The organism is Streptomyces malaysiensis subsp. malaysiensis (assembly GCF_040653035.1).
Taxonomy (GTDB): Bacteria; Actinomycetota; Actinomycetes; order Streptomycetales; family Streptomycetaceae; genus Streptomyces; species Streptomyces malaysiensis.
Genome location: NZ_JBEZNG010000031.1, coordinates 47,958 through 64,897, shown reverse-complemented (window position 1 = coordinate 64,897; position 16,940 = coordinate 47,958). Strand labels below are relative to the sequence as shown.

Sequence of the window (16,940 nt, the reverse complement as noted above, 5' to 3'; positions counted from 1 at the left end):
CGACCCTCCACCCCGCATAATGGTGTAGACCATTCTCGGTTGGTTGTAACGCGGACAGCAGGACGACAGGGAGCGAACATGGCCAGCAAGGCTGAGAAGATCGTCGAGGGGCTCGGCGGCATCGACAACATCGTCGAGGTCGAGGGCTGCATCACCCGGCTCCGTACCGAGGTCAAGGACGTCTCCCTGGTCGACGAGGCGCTCCTCAAGGCCGCGGGCGCCCATGGCGTGGTGAAGATGGGCAGCGCGATCCAGGTGGTCATCGGCACCGACGCGGACCCCGTCGCCGCCGAGATCGAAGACCTGATGTGACCTGCTGAGCCTCCAGCGCCGTCCCCCGGGGCGGCGCCCGCGCCCGACGGGGACCGGGGGTCCTCGCGATGCCGATAGGCTCATCCCATGTCTCGTATCGACGGCCGCACCCCCGACCAGCTCCGCCCCGTGACCATCGAGCGCGCTTGGAGCAAGCATGCCGAGGGCTCGGTCCTCGTCTCCTTCGGCGATACGCGGGTCCTGTGCACCGCGAGCTTCACCGAGGGCGTGCCGCGCTGGCGCAAGGGCAGCGGCGAGGGCTGGGTCACCGCGGAGTACGCGATGCTGCCGCGCTCCACCAACACCCGGGGCGACCGCGAGTCCGTCCGCGGCAAGATCGGTGGCCGTACGCATGAGATCTCCCGGCTCATCGGCCGCTCGCTGCGCGCCGTCATCGACTACAAGGCGCTCGGCGAGAACACCGTCGTCCTGGACTGCGATGTCCTCCAGGCCGACGGCGGCACCCGCACCGCCGCCATCACCGGCGCCTATGTGGCCCTGGCCGACGCCATCGGCTGGGCCCGGGGGAAGAAGCTCATCAAGGCCACCCGGCAGCCGCTGACCGGCACCGTCTCCGCCGTCAGCGTCGGCATCGTCGGCGGCGTCCCCCTGCTCGACCTCTGCTACGAGGAGGACGTGCGCGCCGAGACCGATATGAACGTGGTCTGCACCGGTGACGGTCGCTTCGTCGAGGTGCAGGGCACGGCGGAGGGCGAGCCCTTCGCCCGCGAGGAGCTGAACGGACTGCTGGACCTCGCCGTGGCGGGCTGTGACGCCCTGTCCGGAATCCAGCGCGCGGCGCTGGCCGAGGAGAGCTGACGGCGGCACCGGGCAACCGCCGGGCGGTGCTTGGCGTTTAGTCAGGTACCAGCACCGCTCCCGGGGAAGGACCCATTCCATGGCGCCGCGTCACCGTCACCGCCGCACCACCGCCGTCACCGCTCTCGCCGCCGTCGCGCTCGTCGTGCCGGTCACCGTCGGCTGTGGCGCGGTGGAGAAGGCCCTGGACTGCGCCCAGCTCGCGGTCGACATATCCAACGACGTGGACAACCTCCAGGACGCCCTGACCGGTGCCGCGGTCGACCCGCAGGAGGCCGACAAGGTCCTGGACGCCCTCGACAAGGACATCGACACGATGGACGACCGCACCGACAACGCGGACGTCGGCAAGGCCGTGGACGACCTCCAGAAGGCCGTGGACAACGTCCAGAAGTCCGTCGACAGCGGCGACCGCCCCGATCTGACCCCGGTCAGGGACGCGGCGGGCGAGCTGACCAAAGTCTGCACCCCCTGACCTGCCGTCGACAGCCCGGACCTCCCCTCGATAATCGAGAGCTATGCAGCACAGCACCGAGGGACACCTCTCGCACCCCCGCCGTCTGGTCCTCGCGACCCGCAACGTCTACAAGATCACCGAACTGCGCTCGATCCTGGGCGAGACCGGCCTCGATGTCGAACTCGTCGGCGCCGACGCCTATCCGGAGATCCCGGACGTCAAGGAGACCGGCGTGACCTTCGCGGAGAACGCCCTCCTCAAGGCCCACGCCCTGGCACGGGCCACCGGCCACCCCGCCATCGCCGACGACTCCGGCCTCTGCGTGGACGTCCTCGGCGGCGCCCCCGGCATCTTCTCCGCCCGCTGGTCGGGCCGGCACGGCGACGACCGCGCCAACCTCGACCTGCTGCTCGCCCAGCTGGCCGACGTCCCCGGCGAACACCGCGGCGCCCACTTCGAATGCGCCGCCGCCCTCGCCCTCCCCGACGGCACCGAGCGCGTGGTGTCCGGCCGGCTCACCGGCACGCTGCGCCGCGAGCCCGTGGGCGGCGGCGGTTTCGGCTACGACCCCATCCTCGAACCCCACGGCGAGACCCGCACCTGCGCCGAACTGACCCCCGACGAGAAGAACGCCATCAGCCACCGCGGCAAGGCGTTCCGCGCCATCGCCCCGATCGTCCGCGAACTCCTGGGGTGAGCGCCCCCGTAGGACGCCGCGAGCCCGGCCCGCGACGAGGCGGGCCGGGCTCGCGTATGCGTGGCGTGCGGCCGGAGGGACTCGAACCCTCACGGGAGTTACCCCACTGGGACCTAAACCCAGCATGACTGCCAATTCCATCACGGCCGCTCGGCACGGTCATGGTACTGCCTGGTGACGGGGCGCCGGGGCCGGAGCCCCGGGTCCGTCACAGCCCCAGGTCTTTGATGATCTTGGCTACGTGGCCGGTGGCCTTCACGTTGTACAGGGCGCGCTCGACCTTGCCCTCTTCATCGACGATGACGGTGGAGCGGATCACACCCGTGACCGTCTTGCCGTAGAGCTTCTTCTCGCCGAAGGCGCCGTACGCCTCCAGGGTCTCCTTGGAGGGGTCGGCGAGGAGGGTGACCTTCAGGTCCTCCTGGGCGCGGAACTTGGCCAGCTTCTCCGGCTTGTCGGGGGAGATGCCGATGACGTCGTAGCCGTGGCCGGAGAGGAATTCGAGGTTGTCGGTGAAGTCGCACGCCTGCTTGGTGCAGCCGGGGGTGAGGGCCGCGGGGTAGAAGTAGACGATCACCCTGCGGCCGGCGTGCTCGGCGAGCGAGACCTGCTTGCCGTCCGCGTCGGGGAGGGTGAAGGCGGGGGCGGTGTCGCCGGGCTTCAGTCGCTCGCTCATGGTCTGGTGCTCCTCGTGGCATCGGGCGGTACCCACCCGACATTAGCCAGCTTCTCGTCCGGGGGTGCCGTGGGGCGGGGAGCAGGGCGAGCTGACAGACTGTCCACTACGAATCATCGAGACTGACGGAGGCAGCGCGGTGTCGGATGCCAGGACCCCTGCGCAGATCGAGGCGGACATCGCCCGCAGGCGGCAGGAGCTCGCCGTGACGCTCGACGAGATCGGGGTGCGGGTGCACCCGAAGACGATCATCGGGGATGCGAAGGCCAAGGCGGCGTCCGCCGTGGACCGTACCGCCGGGCGGGCCTATGTGTCCGTCAACCGAGTGGTGACGGGCGTGCGGGGCCAGCTGGTGTCGGAGGAGGGCGAGCCCCGTATGGAGCGGATCGTGCCGGCCGCGCTCCTCGTGGCCGGGCTGGTCGGGCTGCTCGCGCTCTCGGCGAGGTCCTCCAGGTCCGCCAAGACGTCCCGCTCCTCGCGGTGCACCAAGCGGCACCGGTGAGGTAGGGACGCCGGCGAGGTGAGGGCGGCCGGGCCCCGCCCTGAGGCGTCATCCCGCCGTCCGGCCAGGTACGGTCATGGCGTGAGTGCGAACACGACCCATGACAAGCTGCCCATCCGGATGCTGCACGACCGCGTGCTGGTCCGCACCGACATTCCGGAGGGCGAGCGCCGGTCGTCCGGCGGAATCGTCATCCCCGCCACCGCGGCGGTCGGCAGGCGGCTGGCCTGGGCCGAGGTGGTCGCGGTCGGGCAGAACGTACGGACCGTGGAGCCCGGTGACCGGGTGCTCTACGACCCGGAGGACCGGGCCGAGGTCGAGGTCCGCGGGGTCGCCTACGTCCTGATGCGGGAGCGCGATCTGCACGCCGTGGCCGCCGAGCGGCTGGAGGGCGCGGAGGACTCCACGGGGCTGTATCTGTAGGGCTGCCCAGGGGCGCCCGCCGGGTTTTGACGCCTGCGGCGCGCTGTTCCCCTCCCCGCCCCTTCCCTCAACTGGGGCTCCGCCCCAGACCCCGGACGGGGGCTCCGCCCCGGGCCCCGGGGCTGTGCCCCTGACCCCTGGCCCTGGGCTGGGGCTGCGCCCCGGACCCGCTGGGGCTCCGTCGCCTCAGTCCCCGGCCCGGGGGTTCTGCTCCAGACTCCGGGGCTGTGCCCCTGACCCCTGGCCCTGGGCTGGGGCTGCGCCCCGGACCTGCCGGGGCCCCGTCGCCTCAGTCCCCGGCCCGGGGGTTCTGCTCCAGACTCCGGGGCTGTGCCCCTGACCCCTGGCCCTGGGCCGGGGTTGCGCCCCGGACCCGCTGGGGCCCCGTCGCCCCACTCCCCGGACTGCGAGGGCTCCGCTCCAGACTCCGGGGCTGCGCCCCAGACCTCTGACCCCGGGCCGGGGCTGCGCCCCAGACCTCTGACCCCGGGCCGGGGCTGAGCCCCAGACCCGCTGGGGGCCCCGTCGCCCCACTCCCCGGACCGCGAGGGCTCCGCCCCCGAGCCCGGGGTCCAGGGGCGGAGCCCTTGGTATCGGGAAGGGGCGGGGAGGGGAACAGCCCGCCGCAGGCGTCAAGATCCGCCGGGCACCCCGTAACCCCGTAAGCGCTCCCCGCGCCCCTTCAGAGCGCGCCCCTCAGCCGCCCACCGGACCCCCTGGGCCGCCCGGATCCCCTGGCCCACCCGGGTCGCCGGGCCCGCCGGGACCGGGCTCGGTCGTCGGCCCGCCGGTGGGGAAGTCCGTCGGCGGGGTGGGGATCGTCGGCTCGTCCGTCGGCAGGGTCGGCTGGGTGTCGGTCGGCGCCGTGGGGACCGAGGTGTCCGGCGGGGCGTCGGTCGGGGGAGTGGTGACCACCGGCGGCAGTGAGCCCGGGGGCTGGGGGCTGGTCTGGGAGCCGTCGGGGTTGTCCGCACCGTCCTCCAGCCGAAGATCGAACTCGGCCGGTTCCTTGCCCTCCAGCGCCCCCGACGTGTACTGCGCCCAGATCTCCGCGGGGTACCCGCCGCCGTTGATCCGCTCCAGGCCCGTCGCCCCGTACAGCGGCTTCTGCACGCCCGTATTGGAGTCCTGGCCCATCACCGCGACCACGGTCGCCAGATCCGGGGTGTAGCCCGCGAACCAGGCGGCCTTGTCCTCCTCCGCGGTGCCGGTCTTGCCCGCGGCGGGGCGCTCGGCGGCCTGGGCGGCGGTGCCGGTGCCGCCGTCGACCACGCTCTGGAGTATCGAGGTGGTGGTGTCGGCGGCGCCGCGCGGGATGGCCTGGCGGCTCTCCCGCTCCGGGAGCTTGATCCGCGCACCGTCCTTGGTGACCTCCTCGACCAGGCTGTACCGGCCGTGCTCGCCGTGGTTGGCGAGGGTCGCGTACGCCTCGGTCATGTCCAGCACGCTCGCGGTGGCGGGGCCGAGCGCGATGGAGGGGGAGGCGTGCAGATCGGGGGTGTTCCTGGGGATGCCCAGGTCGAGGGCGGTCTGCCTGACCTTGGACGGCCCCACGTCCTCGGCCATCTGCGCGTACACCGAGTTCACGGAGTTATCGGTGGCCGTGGTGACGTCGATGTCGCCGTAGTCGACGTCGTCCTCGTTGGCCGGGGCGTAGCCGGTGGGCCCGTCCGAGCCGATGACCTCGCGCTTGTTGTCGCCGTTGTAGAGGGTGTCCGGGGTGATCGTCTGGCCGTCCTGGGTGGTGGCCCCATAGCGCACCGCCGAGGTGAAGACAAATGGCTTGAAGGTGGAGCCCACCTGGTAGTCACGGCGGGTCGCGTTGTTGACGAACTGCTTGGTGTAGTCGATCCCGCCGTAGAGGGCGACCACCTTCCCGGTCTTGGGGTCGATCGAGGCGCCGCCCGCGCGGACGTAGCGGTCCACCTTGCGGTCCGGGCTGAGCTTGCTCATCAGCCGGTCGCGCACGGCCTCCACGAAGGCGTCCTGCTTCTTCTTGTCGATCGTGGTGGTGATGCGGTAGCCGCCGCGCGCCAGGGTCTGCTCGTCGATGATCCCGTTGCTGGTGAGGTAGTCCTCGACGGCCTCGATGAGATAGCCGCGCTGGCCGGACATGCCCGAGGGGGCCTTGGCCTCGGAGGGCCCGGGGAAGGTCATCTCCTTCCGGTCGGCCCTGCTCAGCCAGCCCTTCTTGACCATGCCGTCCAGGACGTAGTTCCAGCGGGCCATGGCCCGCCCCTTGTTCTGGGGGTGGGCGACGATGTCGTAGGAGCTGGGGGCGTTCAGCAGGGTCGCCAGATACGCGCCCTGGGCGGTGCTCAGCTCGCCGATGTCCTTGCCGTAGTACGCCTGGGCGGCGGCCTGGATCCCATAGGCGTTGCGCCCGAAGTAGCTGGTGTTGAGGTAGCCCTCGAGGATCTTGTCCTTGCTCACCTCCCGGTCCAGCTTGATCGCGATGAAGAACTCCTTGGCCTTGCGGGTGACCGTCTGCTCCTGGTCCAGGTAGTAGTTCTTCACATACTGCTGGGTGATGGTGGAGCCGGACTGCTTGCCCTTGCCGGTGGCGGTGTTCCAGGCGGCCCGGACCATCGCCTGGGGGTCGATGGCCGACTCCGAGTAGAAGTCCCGGTCCTCGGCCGCGAGCACCGCGCGCTGGATCCGCTTGGGCACCTGGCTGAGCTGCACGCTCTCCCGGTTGACGGTGCCCTCGCGGGCCAGCTGGGAGCCGTCGGAGTAGAGGAAGACATTGCTCTGGGCGATGGCGGCCTTGTTGGCCGGGGGGATGTCGACGAGCAGATAGCCGGTGACGAGCCCGCCCGCGACCAGCAGGACGATCAGCAGGAAGCCCCCGAGGACCATGCGCCAGGTGGGCAGCAGACGGCGCCATCCGGTGCGCTGGGGACGCCCCTTTCTGCCCTTGGCCGGTTTGCCCTCGGGGAAGCCGTCCGAACGGTGCGGCGTGTCGTGGTTGCCATCGTCGATGCCGGGCCGGTCACCCGTTCCGGCCGCGCCGCCATCGATCAACTGGGGCTCGTCGCTCATGTCTCCTGAGACTCCTCGGCCGCCGTCGAGGGTTGTGCGGCGGCAGGATCGTGCACGGTCGGGCGATTCGCGTCGTACGCCCGATAAAACACTGTCGCATCATCCGTTCCGGGCCGAGGACGTGGCGCGCACCTGTGACTGGTCTGTGACCGGTCGAATGGATGATTCCGCTCACACCATCCGGTGAATAATGCCTGGCCGTCCCTCCCGCCACCCCACTAGGCTCCGGATTTTGGCGCCGGTCGGGCGGTGTGGTCGGGGAGGGAGGCACGGGCGGATGCGGCTGTACACGGCCGTCGCGGTCAGCGGCTTCAAACGCTACGCGACGTATAGGGTCGCCACGGTTGCCGGGGTGTTCACCAACACCATTTTCGGCTTCATCCTCGCCTACACCTACACCGCGCTGTGGGACGAGCGGCCGCACCTCGGCGGCTATGACCTCGCCCAGGCGCTGACCTTCGTCTGGCTCGGCCAGGCGCTGCTGGCGGCCGTCGCGCTGATGGGCGGGGGCTTCCAGGAGGAGCTTCAGGACCGCATCAGGTCCGGTGACATCGCCGTGGACCTCTACCGCCCCGTCGACCTCCAGCTGTGGTGGCTGGCCACCGAGCTCGGCCGGGCGCTGTTCCAGCTGCTGGGGCGCGGTGTGGTGCCGATGGCCATCGGGGCGCTGGTCTTCGAACTCCGCCTGCCCGCCTCACCGCTGACCTGGCTGTGGTTCCTGCTGGCGGTGGTGCTCGCGGTGTGCGTCGGCTTCGCGGTGCGCTATCTGGTGTCGCTCGCCTCCTTCTGGCTGCTGGACGGGACGGGGCTGTCGATGCTGAGCGGGCTGCTGTGCCTGTTCTTCTCCGGGATGATCCTGCCGCTCAATGTGTTCCCCGGGCGGCTGGGCGAGATCGCCCGCGCGCTGCCCTGGGCGGCGATGCTCCAGGTGCCCGCGGATGTCTTCCTGGAGGAGCGCCGGGGGCCGGGGCTGCTGGGGGCCTTCGCCTTCCAGGTGGGATGGGCGGTGGCGCTGCTGGCGGCAGGGCGGGCGCTCCAGTCGGCGGCGACGCGGAAGGTGGTGGTCCAAGGTGGCTGAGTCCGCCGTGGCCTCTGGGCTCCGGGCCTACGCCATGATCGTCGGGATGTGGGTGCGCTCCACGATGGCGTACCGCACCTCGTTCCTGATCATGACGGTGGGGAACCTCCTCGCGACCGGGCTGGACTTTGTCGCGATCGCGCTGATGTTCACCCACATCGGGGAGCTGGGCGGCTTCACCCTTGACGAGGTCGCCTTCCTCTACGGCACCACCAGCGTCGCCTTCGGCCTCGCCGACCTCGTGCTGGGCACCATGGGCCGGCTGGGCCAGCGGGTGCGCGACGGCACGATGGACACCCTGCTGGTGCGGCCGGTGCCGATACTCGCCCAGGTGGCCGCCGACCGCTTCGCGCTGCGCCGGCTGGGCCGGATCACCCAGGGGGCGCTGCTGCTCGGCTGGTCGCTGGCCCGGCTGGACATCGACTGGACGCTGGACCGGGTGCTGCTGATGCCGGTGATGCTGCTGAGCGGGGGTGCCATCTTCGGGGCGCTGTTCGTGCTCGGCGGCGCCTTCCAGTTCTGGGCCAAGGACGCCTCCGAGGTGCAGAACGCCTTCACCTTCGGCGGGACCACGCTGCTGGAGTACCCGCCGACGGTCTTCGGCAAGGAGCTGCTGCGGGGCGTCACCTTCGTCATCCCGCTGGCCTTCGTCAACTGGCTGCCCGCGCTGCACATCCTGGGCCGACCCGATCCGCTGGGGCTCCCGGCCCGGATCGGCTTCGCGGCGCCGCTGGTCGCGGCCGCCTGCTGTGCGGTGGCGGGGCTGGCCTGGCGGGCGGGGCTGCGGGCGTATCAGAGCACGGGGAGCTGAACGGGGAGTGGAGGGGAGCATTGGCGTGGACGATCTGATCGAGCTCGACGGTGTCGAGAAGGTGTTCCAGGTGCGGCGCAAAGCCGGGCTGATGCGCCGTGAGCGCCGCGAGGTGCGCGCCGTGGACGGCATCAGCTTCCGGGTGCCGCGCGGCGAGATGGTGGGCTACATCGGCCCGAACGGCGCCGGGAAGTCCACCACCATCAAGATGCTGACCGGGATCCTGGTGCCCAGCGGCGGGCGGCTGAGGGTCGCCGGAATCGACCCCTCCAAGGAGCGGACGAGGCTCGCCCGCCGGATCGGGGTGGTCTTCGGGCAGCGGACCACCCTGTGGTGGGATCTGCCGCTGCGCGATTCGTACGCGCTGGTGCGGCGGATGTACCGGATCCCCGACGACCGCTACCGGCAGAACCTGGACCGGTGTGTGGAACTGCTCAACCTCAGCGCGCTGTTGGACGTGCCGGTACGTCAGCTCTCGCTCGGCCAGCGGATGCGCGGCGATATCGCGGCCGCCCTGCTGCACGACCCCGAGGTGCTCTACCTCGACGAGCCGACCATCGGGCTGGATGTGGTCAGCAAGGCCAAGGTGCGGGAGTTCCTGCGCGATGTGAACGCCGAGCAGGGCACCACCGTCCTGCTCACCACCCACGATCTGACCGATATCGAGCTGCTGTGCAAGCGGGTGATGGTCATCGACCACGGCCGGCTGGTCTACGACGGCGGGCTCGACGGGCTGCACGCGGTGGGGGAGAGCGAACGCACGCTCGTGGTCGACCTGGAGCGCGAGCTGCCGCCCATCGAGATCCCCGGCGCCCGGACGGTGCGGGTCGAGGGGCCCCGGCAGTGGCTGGCCTTCCCGGCCACCAGCAGCGCGGCCCCGATCGTCGCGGCGGTCGCCGACGGCTATCCGCTGGTGGACCTCTCGGTGCGCGAGCCCGAGATCGAGGACGTCATCGCGAGGATGCTGCACGGGGCTTAGGGGTCCTTGCACTATGAGCGCCCGATGAGGCCGCGTGGTCTGGTGCCGTGCATCGCAAGGCGCCGGAGAGCCCTCGTAGCGGAGCTACTAGGGCTTTTCGGCAACGCGGCGAGGTGCGGTGCCAGGCCGCGCGACCCGGGCGGGCATAGTGCAAGGACCCCTTAGGGCGGGGCGTGGCCAGGGCGGGGGCGCGGCGCGGTGTGGGTGAGAGACCGCCAGGGGCACGGTGTGGGAGAGGGGCCAGGGGCGGTGCCCGCCATTAGTCTGTCCGTATGACGAGCGCTGGTTCTTCCCAGGGGTCCGGTCCCGACCTCCCGGACCCGGCCGGGATGCGGGCCTCCGACGCCGAGCGTGAGCGGATCGCCGAGGTGCTCCGCGAGGCCGTCGCCGAGGGCCGCCTGGACATGGAGGAGTTCGAGGAGCGGCTGGGCGCGGCCTACGCGGCGCGCACCCATGGCCAGTTGGAGCCGCTGGTACGGGACCTCCCGGTGCCCGGCAGCGCCGTTCCCGCCCCGCCGTCCCCCGGTGACCACACGGGCTGGCGGGAGCGGATCGGCGGCCCCCCGACCTCGAAGTGGGCCGTGGCGATCATGGGCGGCTTCCAGCGCAAGGGAACCTGGACCGTCCCGCGTGCCTTCACCGCCTTCGCCCTGATGGGCGGCGGTGAGATCGATCTGCGCGAGGCCCGGTTCGAGGACCGCGATGTGGTGATCCGCTGCTTCGCCCTCATGAGCGGGGTGCAGATCATCGTCCCGCCGGACCTGGAGACGCATGTCGGTGGCATCGGTCTCATGGGTGGTTTCGACCACACTGGGTCCGCCGACGGGGATCCCGCCGGTCCCCGGGTGACCGTCACCGGCCTCGCGCTGTTCGGCGGGGTCGGCGTCGAGCGCAAGCTCCGTAAGGAGGAGCACAAGCGGCTCAAGGAGGAGCGCCGGCAGGTGAAGGCGGAGCGCCGGGAGCAGTTGCGCGCCGAGCGCCGGGAGCTGCGGGACGAGCGCCGCGAGCGGCGGGACGAGCGTCGGCTCTCCCTGGAGAAGGACCGCCGCCGCGACGACTACTGAGCCCTTACGGGGCCTTCAAGGGGCCCAGGGAGCCCGACTCAGAGCCCTTTCAGAGCTCGGCCGCCGTGCGGCCCCGCAGGTGGTCCAGGTCCAGCGCCCGCGCCATCGCCCGGTAGCCGTTGTCGCTCGGGTGCAGATGGTCGCCCGAGTCGAACATCGGGCGCAGCCGCAGCGGGCTGATCGGGTCGCGCAGCGCCTTGTCGAAGTCCACGACCTCGTCGAAGACCCTCCCGGCCCGGATCTGCGCGTTGACCTGCTCGCGCACGGCGTCCAGCTGGGGGGTGTAGCCGCGGTGCCCGTAGAAGGGCGTCAGGGTGGCTCCGATGACCCGCAGGCCCCGCGCGTGGGCCTGCTCGGTCAGCCGCTTCAGGCCCCATACGATCCGGTCGGGGTCGGTCTGGTGGGGGATGCGGAGTATGTCGTTGACGCCCAGCTCGATGACCACGGCCTTGACGCCCGTACGGGACAGCACATCGCGGTCGAAGCGGGAGAGCCCGCTGGGGTTGTTGGGCGGGAACTGGGTGCCGTCGCTCAGTACGCGGTTGCCGCTGATGCCCTGGTTGAGCACGCCGAAGCGGGGCGCCCCGGGCTCGCTGCGCAGCCGCTCGGCGAGGAAGTCGGTCCAGCGGTGGTTGGCCCCGGCGGTGGAGGTGATGCCGTCGGTGATCGAGTCGCCCAGCACCGCGACCGCGCCCTCGGCCTGCTTGGACCACACGTCCACACCGGTCAGATAGCGCCAGTACGGGCTCTGCTGGGTGTAGGCGGCGCCCGCGGTGTCCTCCGTACGGTCGCCACGGGCCAGGTACGACGTCTGGCGGGCGTGCGGATGGTAGGTGACGGAGCCGGACGCCTGCGGGGTGTAGGTGGTGACCAGCAGATCGGCCGAGTCCGGGACGGCGAGCCGCACCGGGTCACTGGTGGCCGCCTTGCCGGGCGGGATGGTCACCCAGGTGCGATTGTTGAACGTGAGGCGGCGCATGGTGCCGGCCGCCGCCGTGGGGTTGCTGGGCGCGGCGGCCAGCGCCAGCGAGGCATGCGTGATCGTCAGCGGACGGCTGCTGAAGAAGTTCGAGAGCTGGATGCGGGCGCTGGTGCCGCCGATGCTGGTGTGCACCACGTTCCGTACCGACATGCCCGACAGACCGCGCAGCGTCCTCGGCTCCGCGGCCGCCGCCGAGGTGGACCAGGTGCCCACCCAGGCCCCGGCCGAGGCGGGGGCGGCCGAGCCGCGAGCCCCCTGTGCACGGGGATCCGTACCGCCGTCGTCGCCCCCGAGCCCGATGAATATCGCGGTGGAGACGAGGATCACCACAGCCGCCAGCGCAGCGAGCACGGCATACCCCGTGCGTCTGGGCATTGGGGGCACGCTCATGTGCGGGTTTTCTCCTCGGGCAGACGGAGCCCCGAGGCTCCGGAAGTGGACGGGAACGGCGGGTTTTATCCGACAGCGCCGATACGGTCCGGTCGGTCTCTCATGATCCCATGGTGGGACCCGGCTCCGCCTGTCGGCCTGCCCCCAATGTGCTGGGTCGCTCCCCCAGACAGACGACGGGAACTCACCGTTCGTTCCACCCATGGGCGACTGAGACCGGAAAGAGACAATGCATGAGGGGACGGGCCGACCAGGTGGAGCGTATGGAGCGAAGAACGACTGGTGAGACGGCGGCCCCGCCGTCCCGGGGCACGGCTGTGCCCTTCGTCACCGACAGCCCCCTCGATGTGGAACGGCGGCGCGGGGTGCGCCGCATGAAGACGTTCGCCACCGGCCTGTTGCTCGGCGTCGCCCTGGTCTATGTGCTCGCCACCTGGGCGCGCTCCTCCGGTATCGGCGGCTGGCCGGGCTATGTCGCCGCGGCCGCGGAGGCGGGCATGGTGGGCGCCCTGGCCGACTGGTTCGCGGTCACCGCGCTCTTCCGGCGGCCCATGGGACTGCCCATCCCCCATACGGCGATCATCCCCACCAAGAAGGACCAGCTCGGGGTCAGCCTCGGGGAATTCGTCGGGGAGAACTTCCTCTCCGGCGACGTCGTACGGATGCGGCTGCGCGCGGTCGGCATCGGCAGCCGGCTCGGCGCCTGGCTCGCCGAACCCGAGCACGTCGACCGTGTGACGGCCGAGCTGGCGACCGCGCTGCGCGGCGCCCTTACGGTGCTGCGCGACTCCGATGTGCAGGCGGTGGTGGGCGAGGCCATCACCCGCCGGGCCGACACCCAGGAGATCGCGCCGGGCCTGGGCAAGCTGCTGGAGCGGGTCGTTGCGGACGGAGGCCACCACCGCGCCGTGGACCTGGTCTGTCTGCGCGCCCACGACTGGCTGGTGGAGCACAACGACTCGGTGATGCTGGCGGTGACCGGCGGCGCCCCCGGCTGGACACCGCGGTTCGTGGACCGCAAGGTCGGCGAGCGCGTCTACAAGGAACTGCTGCGCTTCGTGACCGAGATGCGCGATATGCCGGACCATCCGGCGCGCGGCGCCCTGGACCGCTTCCTCACCGACTTCGCCGGGGATCTGCAATCCGACACCGACACCCGGGTGCGGGTGGAGCGGGTGAAGAGCGAGGTGTTGGGGCGCGGCGACGTCCAGGACCTCATCGCCTCGGCCTGGGGCTCGGTGCGTTCGATGATCGTCGCGGCGGCCGAGGACGAGCGCAGCGAACTGCGACAGCGGGCGCGGGCGGCCATTCTGTCCCTGGGCATGCGGATGGTGACGGACCAACGGCTGCGGGACAAGGTCGACGGCTGGCTGGAGGACGCCGCCGTCTATGTGGTGACGACCTATCGGGACGAGATCACCTCGCTGATCACCGAGACGGTGGCGAGCTGGGACGCGGAGCACACCTCGCGCAAGATCGAGGCCCATATCGGCCGGGACCTTCAGTTCATCCGGATCAACGGCACGGTGGTGGGTGCCCTGGCCGGGCTGGTGATCTACACGGTCTCGCGGGCGCTGGGCGGATAGCCGCGCCCCGTCTCTGGAAGGTGCGCGCGGCCTGGCCTATGGTGCGCGCGTGCGACGTCGTGGAGGGCGGGCCGTGCTCGCCCGGGGGCTGTGGACGGCCGGTGAACTCGCCGTCACCCTCGGGGTCGTGGTGCTGCTCTTCGTCGTCCACCAGCTGTGGTGGACCAATCGGCAGGCGCGGGCGGACGCCCGGCACGAGGTGTCGGCGCTGGAGCGGCGATGGGATGACCGGGCTGCCGAGGGCGCCGAGGCCGCGACGCCCGCGCCGGGGGCGCCGCGATCGGGTACGGCCGACTCCTCCGGTGGGGACGAACGCGACCGGGCGACCGGGGGCGGGGGCCAAGGGCCGCGCCGGGACCAGGCGTACGCCGTGCTCAGGATCCCGCGCATCGGCCTTACGGTGCCCATCGCCGAGGGCATCGGCCGGGCGGCGGTGCTCAACAAGGGCTATGTGGGCCACTATCCGCGCACCGCCCAGCCGGGGCAGGCGGGCAACGTCGCCCTCGCGGGCCACCGCAATACGCATGGTGAGCCCTTCCGGCAGCTGGACGAGGTGCGCCCGGGCGACACGGTGCGCATCGAGACCGCCGACGCCCGCTACACGTACGCGGTCGAGCGCACCCTGCCGCGCACCTCGCCGGCCGACGGCACGGTGATCGCCCGGGTGCCCTTCAGCTCGACCCACCCCCGCTACCGCTACACCGAACCGGGCTACTACCTCACGCTGACGACCTGCACCCCCGAATTCACCTCCCGCTACCGCCTGGTGGTCTGGGCCCGGCTGAAAGCCGCCGAGCCGCGGTCTGTCGGTGGGGCCGATTAGACTGGCGACGCCAGTAGGGGAGACCGGCCGGAGCGGAAGGGGGCCCGGATGACGTATCGCGTCGAAGCGCTGCGGATGCGGCTCGGCGTCTGCCTGTTCCTGCTGACCGGGGTTCTGCTGGCCCACAGCGGGGCGGTCGGCGCCGTCGCCCTCGCCGCCGCCGTCGCGGCCACCACCGCCGTCGCCGGAGCGCTGCTCACCTGCGCGGTCCTCGCCTCCCGCGGCCGAATACCCGTCCCGGCCGGGCGGATTCGCACCGCGATACGGGACCGGGAGCGCCGTACGGCGTTCCTGCCGCAGCGGGATCCCGACGCCGCCGGACGTCCGAGGCCACGAGCGCCGGGCCGCCGTCTGCCGACGGCCGCGTAGGCGCACCGGGCGCATCCGTACCGTCGTACGTCGTCATCGCCGTACGGCGGACCTCCTCGTACGTCCTTCCTCGTACCGCCGTGCCACGCGGCTCGTCACGCCGATGTCTTTCTCACTCCGGCAACTCCGGTGACTCGGGTAGCTCCGGCTACTTCAACAACTCCGGTAGCTCCGGCGACTCCGGTACGACGAGACCCGCGGAGGGCTCCCATGTCCCTTTTCTCCTCCCTTTTCTCTTCTCTCGGCACCCTGTTGACCACCATGGCCGACGGCCTGGACCCGCTCTTCGGCGCGTCCGCGGCGGCGGCCGCCATCGTTGTCTTCACGCTGTGCGTCCGCGCCGCGTTGCATCCCCTCGCCCGTGCCGCGGTGCGCGGCGAGAAGGCGCGGGCCACGCTCGCGCCGAAGATCACGGAGCTGAGCCGCAAGCACCAGGGCGACCCCGAGCGGATGCGGCGCGCCATGGCGGAACTCCAGGCGAAGGAGGGCGCGTCATCGCTGGCGGGCTGTCTGCCCACCCTCGCCCAGCTTCCGTTCTTCTTTGTGATGTACCACGTGTTCTCCACCGGCAGCGGTGCCGGGGACCTCCTCGACCACACGCTCGCCGGGGCTCCGCTCGGCGCCCGGTGGGGCGGGGTGCTCAGCGGTGGGCCGGGCCTGGTCTACCTCGGGCTCTTCGCGCTGATCGCGGCCGTGGCGACCTGGACGTATCTCCGCGCCCGTAAGGCGACCGTCCCCGGGGCGCCCGGAGTGGCGCGGGCGCTGCCGCTGCTCTCGTTCGGCACTCTCGTCACCGCCGCCGTGGTCCCGCTGGCCGCGGCGCTCTACCTGGCGACCAGCGCGACCTGGACGGCGGTGGAACGGGCGCTGCTGCACCGCTGATGACGGCGGCCAGCGGCGACGCAGGCGGCAGCTCAGGGCGGCGCCCTATGGCGGTGCCCGTGAAGCCGTTCTCTTCGACGTCCCAGTCCGTGAACGAGCTCTTGCGGGCTGGATCTCCCTGAAGAGAGGATCGATCAGCCGGTAGGCGCCTCGCACCGGCGTGTGATCTCGGGAGTCTTGGGATGAAACTGCTGCGAGTCGGACCGGTGGGCGCCGAACGCCCCGCGCTGCTCGATCAGAACGGCACCCTGCGCGATCTGTCCGCCCTGGTCCCGGACATCGACGGCGCCCTGCTCGCCGATGAGGCCGCTCTCGCGCGGGTGCGCGAGGCGGCCGCAGCCGACGACGCGCTGCCCGCGATCGAGGACGGCGGGATCCGGATCGGCCCGCCGCTCGGCCGTATCGGCAAGATCGTGTGCATCGGGCTGAACTACCACGGCCACGCCGCCGAGACCGGTGCCGCCATCCCCGAAGAGCCCATCGTCTTCATGAAGGCCCCGGACACGGTCGTCGGCCCCGATGACACGGTTCTCGTGCCGCGTGGCAGCGTGAAGACCGACTGGGAGGTCGAGCTCGCCATCGTCATCGGCCGCACCGCCCGCTACCTCGACTCCCACGAGGACGCCCTCGCCTCGGTCGCGGGCTATGCGATCGCCCACGACGTCTCCGAGCGCGCCTTCCAGATCGAGCGCGGGGGCCAGTGGGACAAGGGCAAGAACTGCGAGACGTTCAACCCCCTGGGCCCCTGGCTGGTGACCGCCGATGAGGTCCCCGACCCGCAGGCCCTGGACCTGCGCCTCTGGGTCAACGGCGAGCTCGAGCAGAGCGGCAGCACGGCGGACCAGATCTTCGGAGTGGCCGAGGTGGTCCGCTACCTCAGCCAGTTCATGACCCTCTACCCCGGCGATGTCATCAACACCGGCACCCCGGCGGGCGTGGCCATGGGCCGCCCCGAGCCCAAGCCGTACCTCCGAGCCGGCGATGTCGTCGAGCTCGAGATCGATGGACTGGGCCGCCAGCGCCAGGAGTTCAAGGACGCCTGATGTCG

The 16,940-nt window shown here is 71.4% G+C and carries 18 protein-coding genes and 1 tRNA gene; 15 read left to right on the top strand and 4 right to left on the bottom strand.

The window, feature by feature from the left end; all coding sequences use genetic code 11:
- The first annotated feature begins 78 nt into the window (after window positions 1–78).
- The 4 genes from AB0E24_RS39285 (at window position 79) to rdgB (ending at window position 2,285) form a co-directional block, all read left to right on the top strand.
- Complete coding sequence (locus tag AB0E24_RS39285) at window positions 79–312, top strand: PTS sugar transporter subunit IIB (protein ID WP_069863737.1); 234 nt, start codon at window positions 79–81, stop codon at window positions 310–312.
- 87 nt (window positions 313–399) lie between these two features.
- Window positions 400–1,131, top strand: coding sequence for a ribonuclease PH (gene rph / locus AB0E24_RS39280; protein WP_069863739.1), 732 nt, complete (start codon window positions 400–402; stop codon window positions 1,129–1,131).
- A 79-nt stretch (window positions 1,132–1,210) separates the two neighbouring features.
- Complete coding sequence (locus AB0E24_RS39275; protein WP_069863740.1) at window positions 1,211–1,606, top strand: hypothetical protein; 396 nt, start codon at window positions 1,211–1,213, stop codon at window positions 1,604–1,606.
- Window positions 1,607–1,649: 43 nt separating this feature from the next.
- On the top strand, window positions 1,650–2,285 hold the full coding sequence (gene rdgB, locus AB0E24_RS39270) for an RdgB/HAM1 family non-canonical purine NTP pyrophosphatase (protein ID WP_069863742.1): 636 nt from the start codon (window positions 1,650–1,652) through the stop codon (window positions 2,283–2,285).
- Window positions 2,286–2,351: 66 nt separating this feature from the next.
- Here rdgB and AB0E24_RS39265 read toward each other — a convergent pair.
- Both AB0E24_RS39265 and bcp read right to left on the bottom strand, forming a co-directional pair.
- Window positions 2,352–2,435 (bottom strand) — tRNA-Leu (locus AB0E24_RS39265).
- A gap of 58 nt (window positions 2,436–2,493) precedes the next feature.
- On the bottom strand, window positions 2,494–2,961 hold the full coding sequence (bcp, locus tag AB0E24_RS39260) for a thioredoxin-dependent thiol peroxidase (RefSeq protein ID WP_102934811.1): 468 nt from the start codon (window positions 2,959–2,961) through the stop codon (window positions 2,494–2,496).
- Window positions 2,962–3,100: 139 nt separating this feature from the next.
- Here bcp and AB0E24_RS39255 point away from each other — a divergent pair, with 139 nt between their 5' ends.
- Both AB0E24_RS39255 and AB0E24_RS39250 read left to right on the top strand, forming a co-directional pair.
- A complete protein-coding gene (locus tag AB0E24_RS39255) occupies window positions 3,101–3,463 on the top strand; it encodes a DUF3618 domain-containing protein (RefSeq protein WP_069863746.1) in 363 nt (120 codons plus the stop codon).
- 120 nt (window positions 3,464–3,583) lie between these two features.
- Window positions 3,584–3,886, top strand: coding sequence for a GroES family chaperonin (locus AB0E24_RS39250; RefSeq protein ID WP_051886695.1), 303 nt, complete (start codon window positions 3,584–3,586; stop codon window positions 3,884–3,886).
- Between the two features lie 696 nt (window positions 3,887–4,582).
- Here the strand turns inward: AB0E24_RS39250 and AB0E24_RS39245 are convergent.
- The gene (locus AB0E24_RS39245) at window positions 4,583–6,928 is read right to left on the bottom strand and encodes a transglycosylase domain-containing protein (RefSeq protein WP_351382780.1); all 2,346 of its coding nucleotides are present in this window, start codon (window positions 6,926–6,928) and stop codon (window positions 4,583–4,585) included.
- Between the two features lie 277 nt (window positions 6,929–7,205).
- Between AB0E24_RS39245 and AB0E24_RS39240 the strand changes: the two genes are divergently transcribed.
- The 4 genes from AB0E24_RS39240 to AB0E24_RS39225 all read left to right on the top strand — a co-directional run bounded on the left by AB0E24_RS39240 (window position 7,206) and on the right by AB0E24_RS39225 (window position 10,860).
- Entirely contained in the window at window positions 7,206–8,006 is an 801-nt protein-coding gene (locus AB0E24_RS39240) for an ABC transporter permease (RefSeq protein ID WP_069863750.1), read from the top strand.
- Window positions 8,007–8,040: 34 nt separating this feature from the next.
- Window positions 8,041–8,817, top strand: coding sequence for an ABC transporter permease (locus tag AB0E24_RS39235; protein ID WP_351382862.1), 777 nt, complete (start codon window positions 8,041–8,043; stop codon window positions 8,815–8,817).
- 25 nt (window positions 8,818–8,842) lie between these two features.
- On the top strand, window positions 8,843–9,796 hold the full coding sequence (locus AB0E24_RS39230; protein WP_069863753.1) for an ABC transporter ATP-binding protein: 954 nt from the start codon (window positions 8,843–8,845) through the stop codon (window positions 9,794–9,796).
- Window positions 9,797–10,068: 272 nt separating this feature from the next.
- The gene (locus tag AB0E24_RS39225) at window positions 10,069–10,860 is read left to right on the top strand and encodes a DUF1707 SHOCT-like domain-containing protein (RefSeq protein ID WP_231981434.1); all 792 of its coding nucleotides are present in this window, start codon (window positions 10,069–10,071) and stop codon (window positions 10,858–10,860) included.
- Between the two features lie 49 nt (window positions 10,861–10,909).
- Here AB0E24_RS39225 and AB0E24_RS39220 read toward each other — a convergent pair whose 3' ends face one another.
- On the bottom strand, window positions 10,910–12,217 hold the full coding sequence (locus AB0E24_RS39220; protein ID WP_069863757.1) for a GDSL-type esterase/lipase family protein: 1,308 nt from the start codon (window positions 12,215–12,217) through the stop codon (window positions 10,910–10,912).
- 278 nt (window positions 12,218–12,495) lie between these two features.
- Between AB0E24_RS39220 and AB0E24_RS39215 the strand changes: the two genes are divergently transcribed.
- The 5 genes from AB0E24_RS39215 (at window position 12,496) to AB0E24_RS39195 (ending at window position 16,935) form a co-directional block, all read left to right on the top strand.
- On the top strand, window positions 12,496–13,818 hold the full coding sequence (locus AB0E24_RS39215; protein ID WP_231981435.1) for a DUF445 domain-containing protein: 1,323 nt from the start codon (window positions 12,496–12,498) through the stop codon (window positions 13,816–13,818).
- Window positions 13,819–13,867: 49 nt separating this feature from the next.
- Window positions 13,868–14,641, top strand: a complete 774-nt coding sequence (locus tag AB0E24_RS39210; protein ID WP_102934807.1) for a class E sortase — start codon at window positions 13,868–13,870, stop codon at window positions 14,639–14,641.
- A gap of 48 nt (window positions 14,642–14,689) precedes the next feature.
- Window positions 14,690–15,010, top strand: coding sequence for a DUF6412 domain-containing protein (locus AB0E24_RS39205; RefSeq protein WP_102934806.1), 321 nt, complete (start codon window positions 14,690–14,692; stop codon window positions 15,008–15,010).
- A gap of 210 nt (window positions 15,011–15,220) precedes the next feature.
- The gene (locus tag AB0E24_RS39200) at window positions 15,221–15,892 is read left to right on the top strand and encodes a YidC/Oxa1 family membrane protein insertase (RefSeq protein ID WP_359384389.1); all 672 of its coding nucleotides are present in this window, start codon (window positions 15,221–15,223) and stop codon (window positions 15,890–15,892) included.
- 182 nt (window positions 15,893–16,074) lie between these two features.
- Window positions 16,075–16,935: a fumarylacetoacetate hydrolase family protein gene (locus tag AB0E24_RS39195; RefSeq protein WP_099013896.1), complete on the top strand. Its 861-nt coding sequence runs from the start codon at window positions 16,075–16,077 to the stop codon at window positions 16,933–16,935.
- Window positions 16,936–16,940 lie beyond the last annotated feature (5 nt).

Bases quoted from the DNA above. Each gene is read 5' to 3' on its own strand.
- AB0E24_RS39225 (WP_231981434.1), top strand. From the start codon at position 10,069: ATGACGAGCGCTGGTTCTTCCCAGGGGTCCGGTCCCGACCTCCCGGAC.
- AB0E24_RS39235 (WP_351382862.1), top strand. From the start codon at position 8,041: ATGATCGTCGGGATGTGGGTGCGCTCCACGATGGCGTACCGCACCTCG.
- rdgB (WP_069863742.1), top strand. From the start codon at position 1,650: ATGCAGCACAGCACCGAGGGACACCTCTCGCACCCCCGCCGTCTGGTC.
- AB0E24_RS39240 (WP_069863750.1), top strand. From the start codon at position 7,206: ATGCGGCTGTACACGGCCGTCGCGGTCAGCGGCTTCAAACGCTACGCG.
- AB0E24_RS39200 (WP_359384389.1), top strand. From the start codon at position 15,221: ATGTCCCTTTTCTCCTCCCTTTTCTCTTCTCTCGGCACCCTGTTGACC.
- AB0E24_RS39250 (WP_051886695.1), top strand. From the start codon at position 3,584: ATGCTGCACGACCGCGTGCTGGTCCGCACCGACATTCCGGAGGGCGAG.
- AB0E24_RS39220 (WP_069863757.1), bottom strand. From the start codon at position 12,217: ATGCCCAGACGCACGGGGTATGCCGTGCTCGCTGCGCTGGCGGCTGTG.
- bcp (WP_102934811.1), bottom strand. From the start codon at position 2,961: ATGAGCGAGCGACTGAAGCCCGGCGACACCGCCCCCGCCTTCACCCTC.
- AB0E24_RS39245 (WP_351382780.1), bottom strand. From the start codon at position 6,928: ATGAGCGACGAGCCCCAGTTGATCGATGGCGGCGCGGCCGGAACGGGT.
- AB0E24_RS39215 (WP_231981435.1), top strand. From the start codon at position 12,496: ATGGAGCGAAGAACGACTGGTGAGACGGCGGCCCCGCCGTCCCGGGGC.
- AB0E24_RS39195 (WP_099013896.1), top strand. From the start codon at position 16,075: ATGAAACTGCTGCGAGTCGGACCGGTGGGCGCCGAACGCCCCGCGCTG.
- AB0E24_RS39205 (WP_102934806.1), top strand. From the start codon at position 14,690: ATGACGTATCGCGTCGAAGCGCTGCGGATGCGGCTCGGCGTCTGCCTG.
- AB0E24_RS39275 (WP_069863740.1), top strand. From the start codon at position 1,211: ATGGCGCCGCGTCACCGTCACCGCCGCACCACCGCCGTCACCGCTCTC.
- AB0E24_RS39285 (WP_069863737.1), top strand. From the start codon at position 79: ATGGCCAGCAAGGCTGAGAAGATCGTCGAGGGGCTCGGCGGCATCGAC.
- rph (WP_069863739.1), top strand. From the start codon at position 400: ATGTCTCGTATCGACGGCCGCACCCCCGACCAGCTCCGCCCCGTGACC.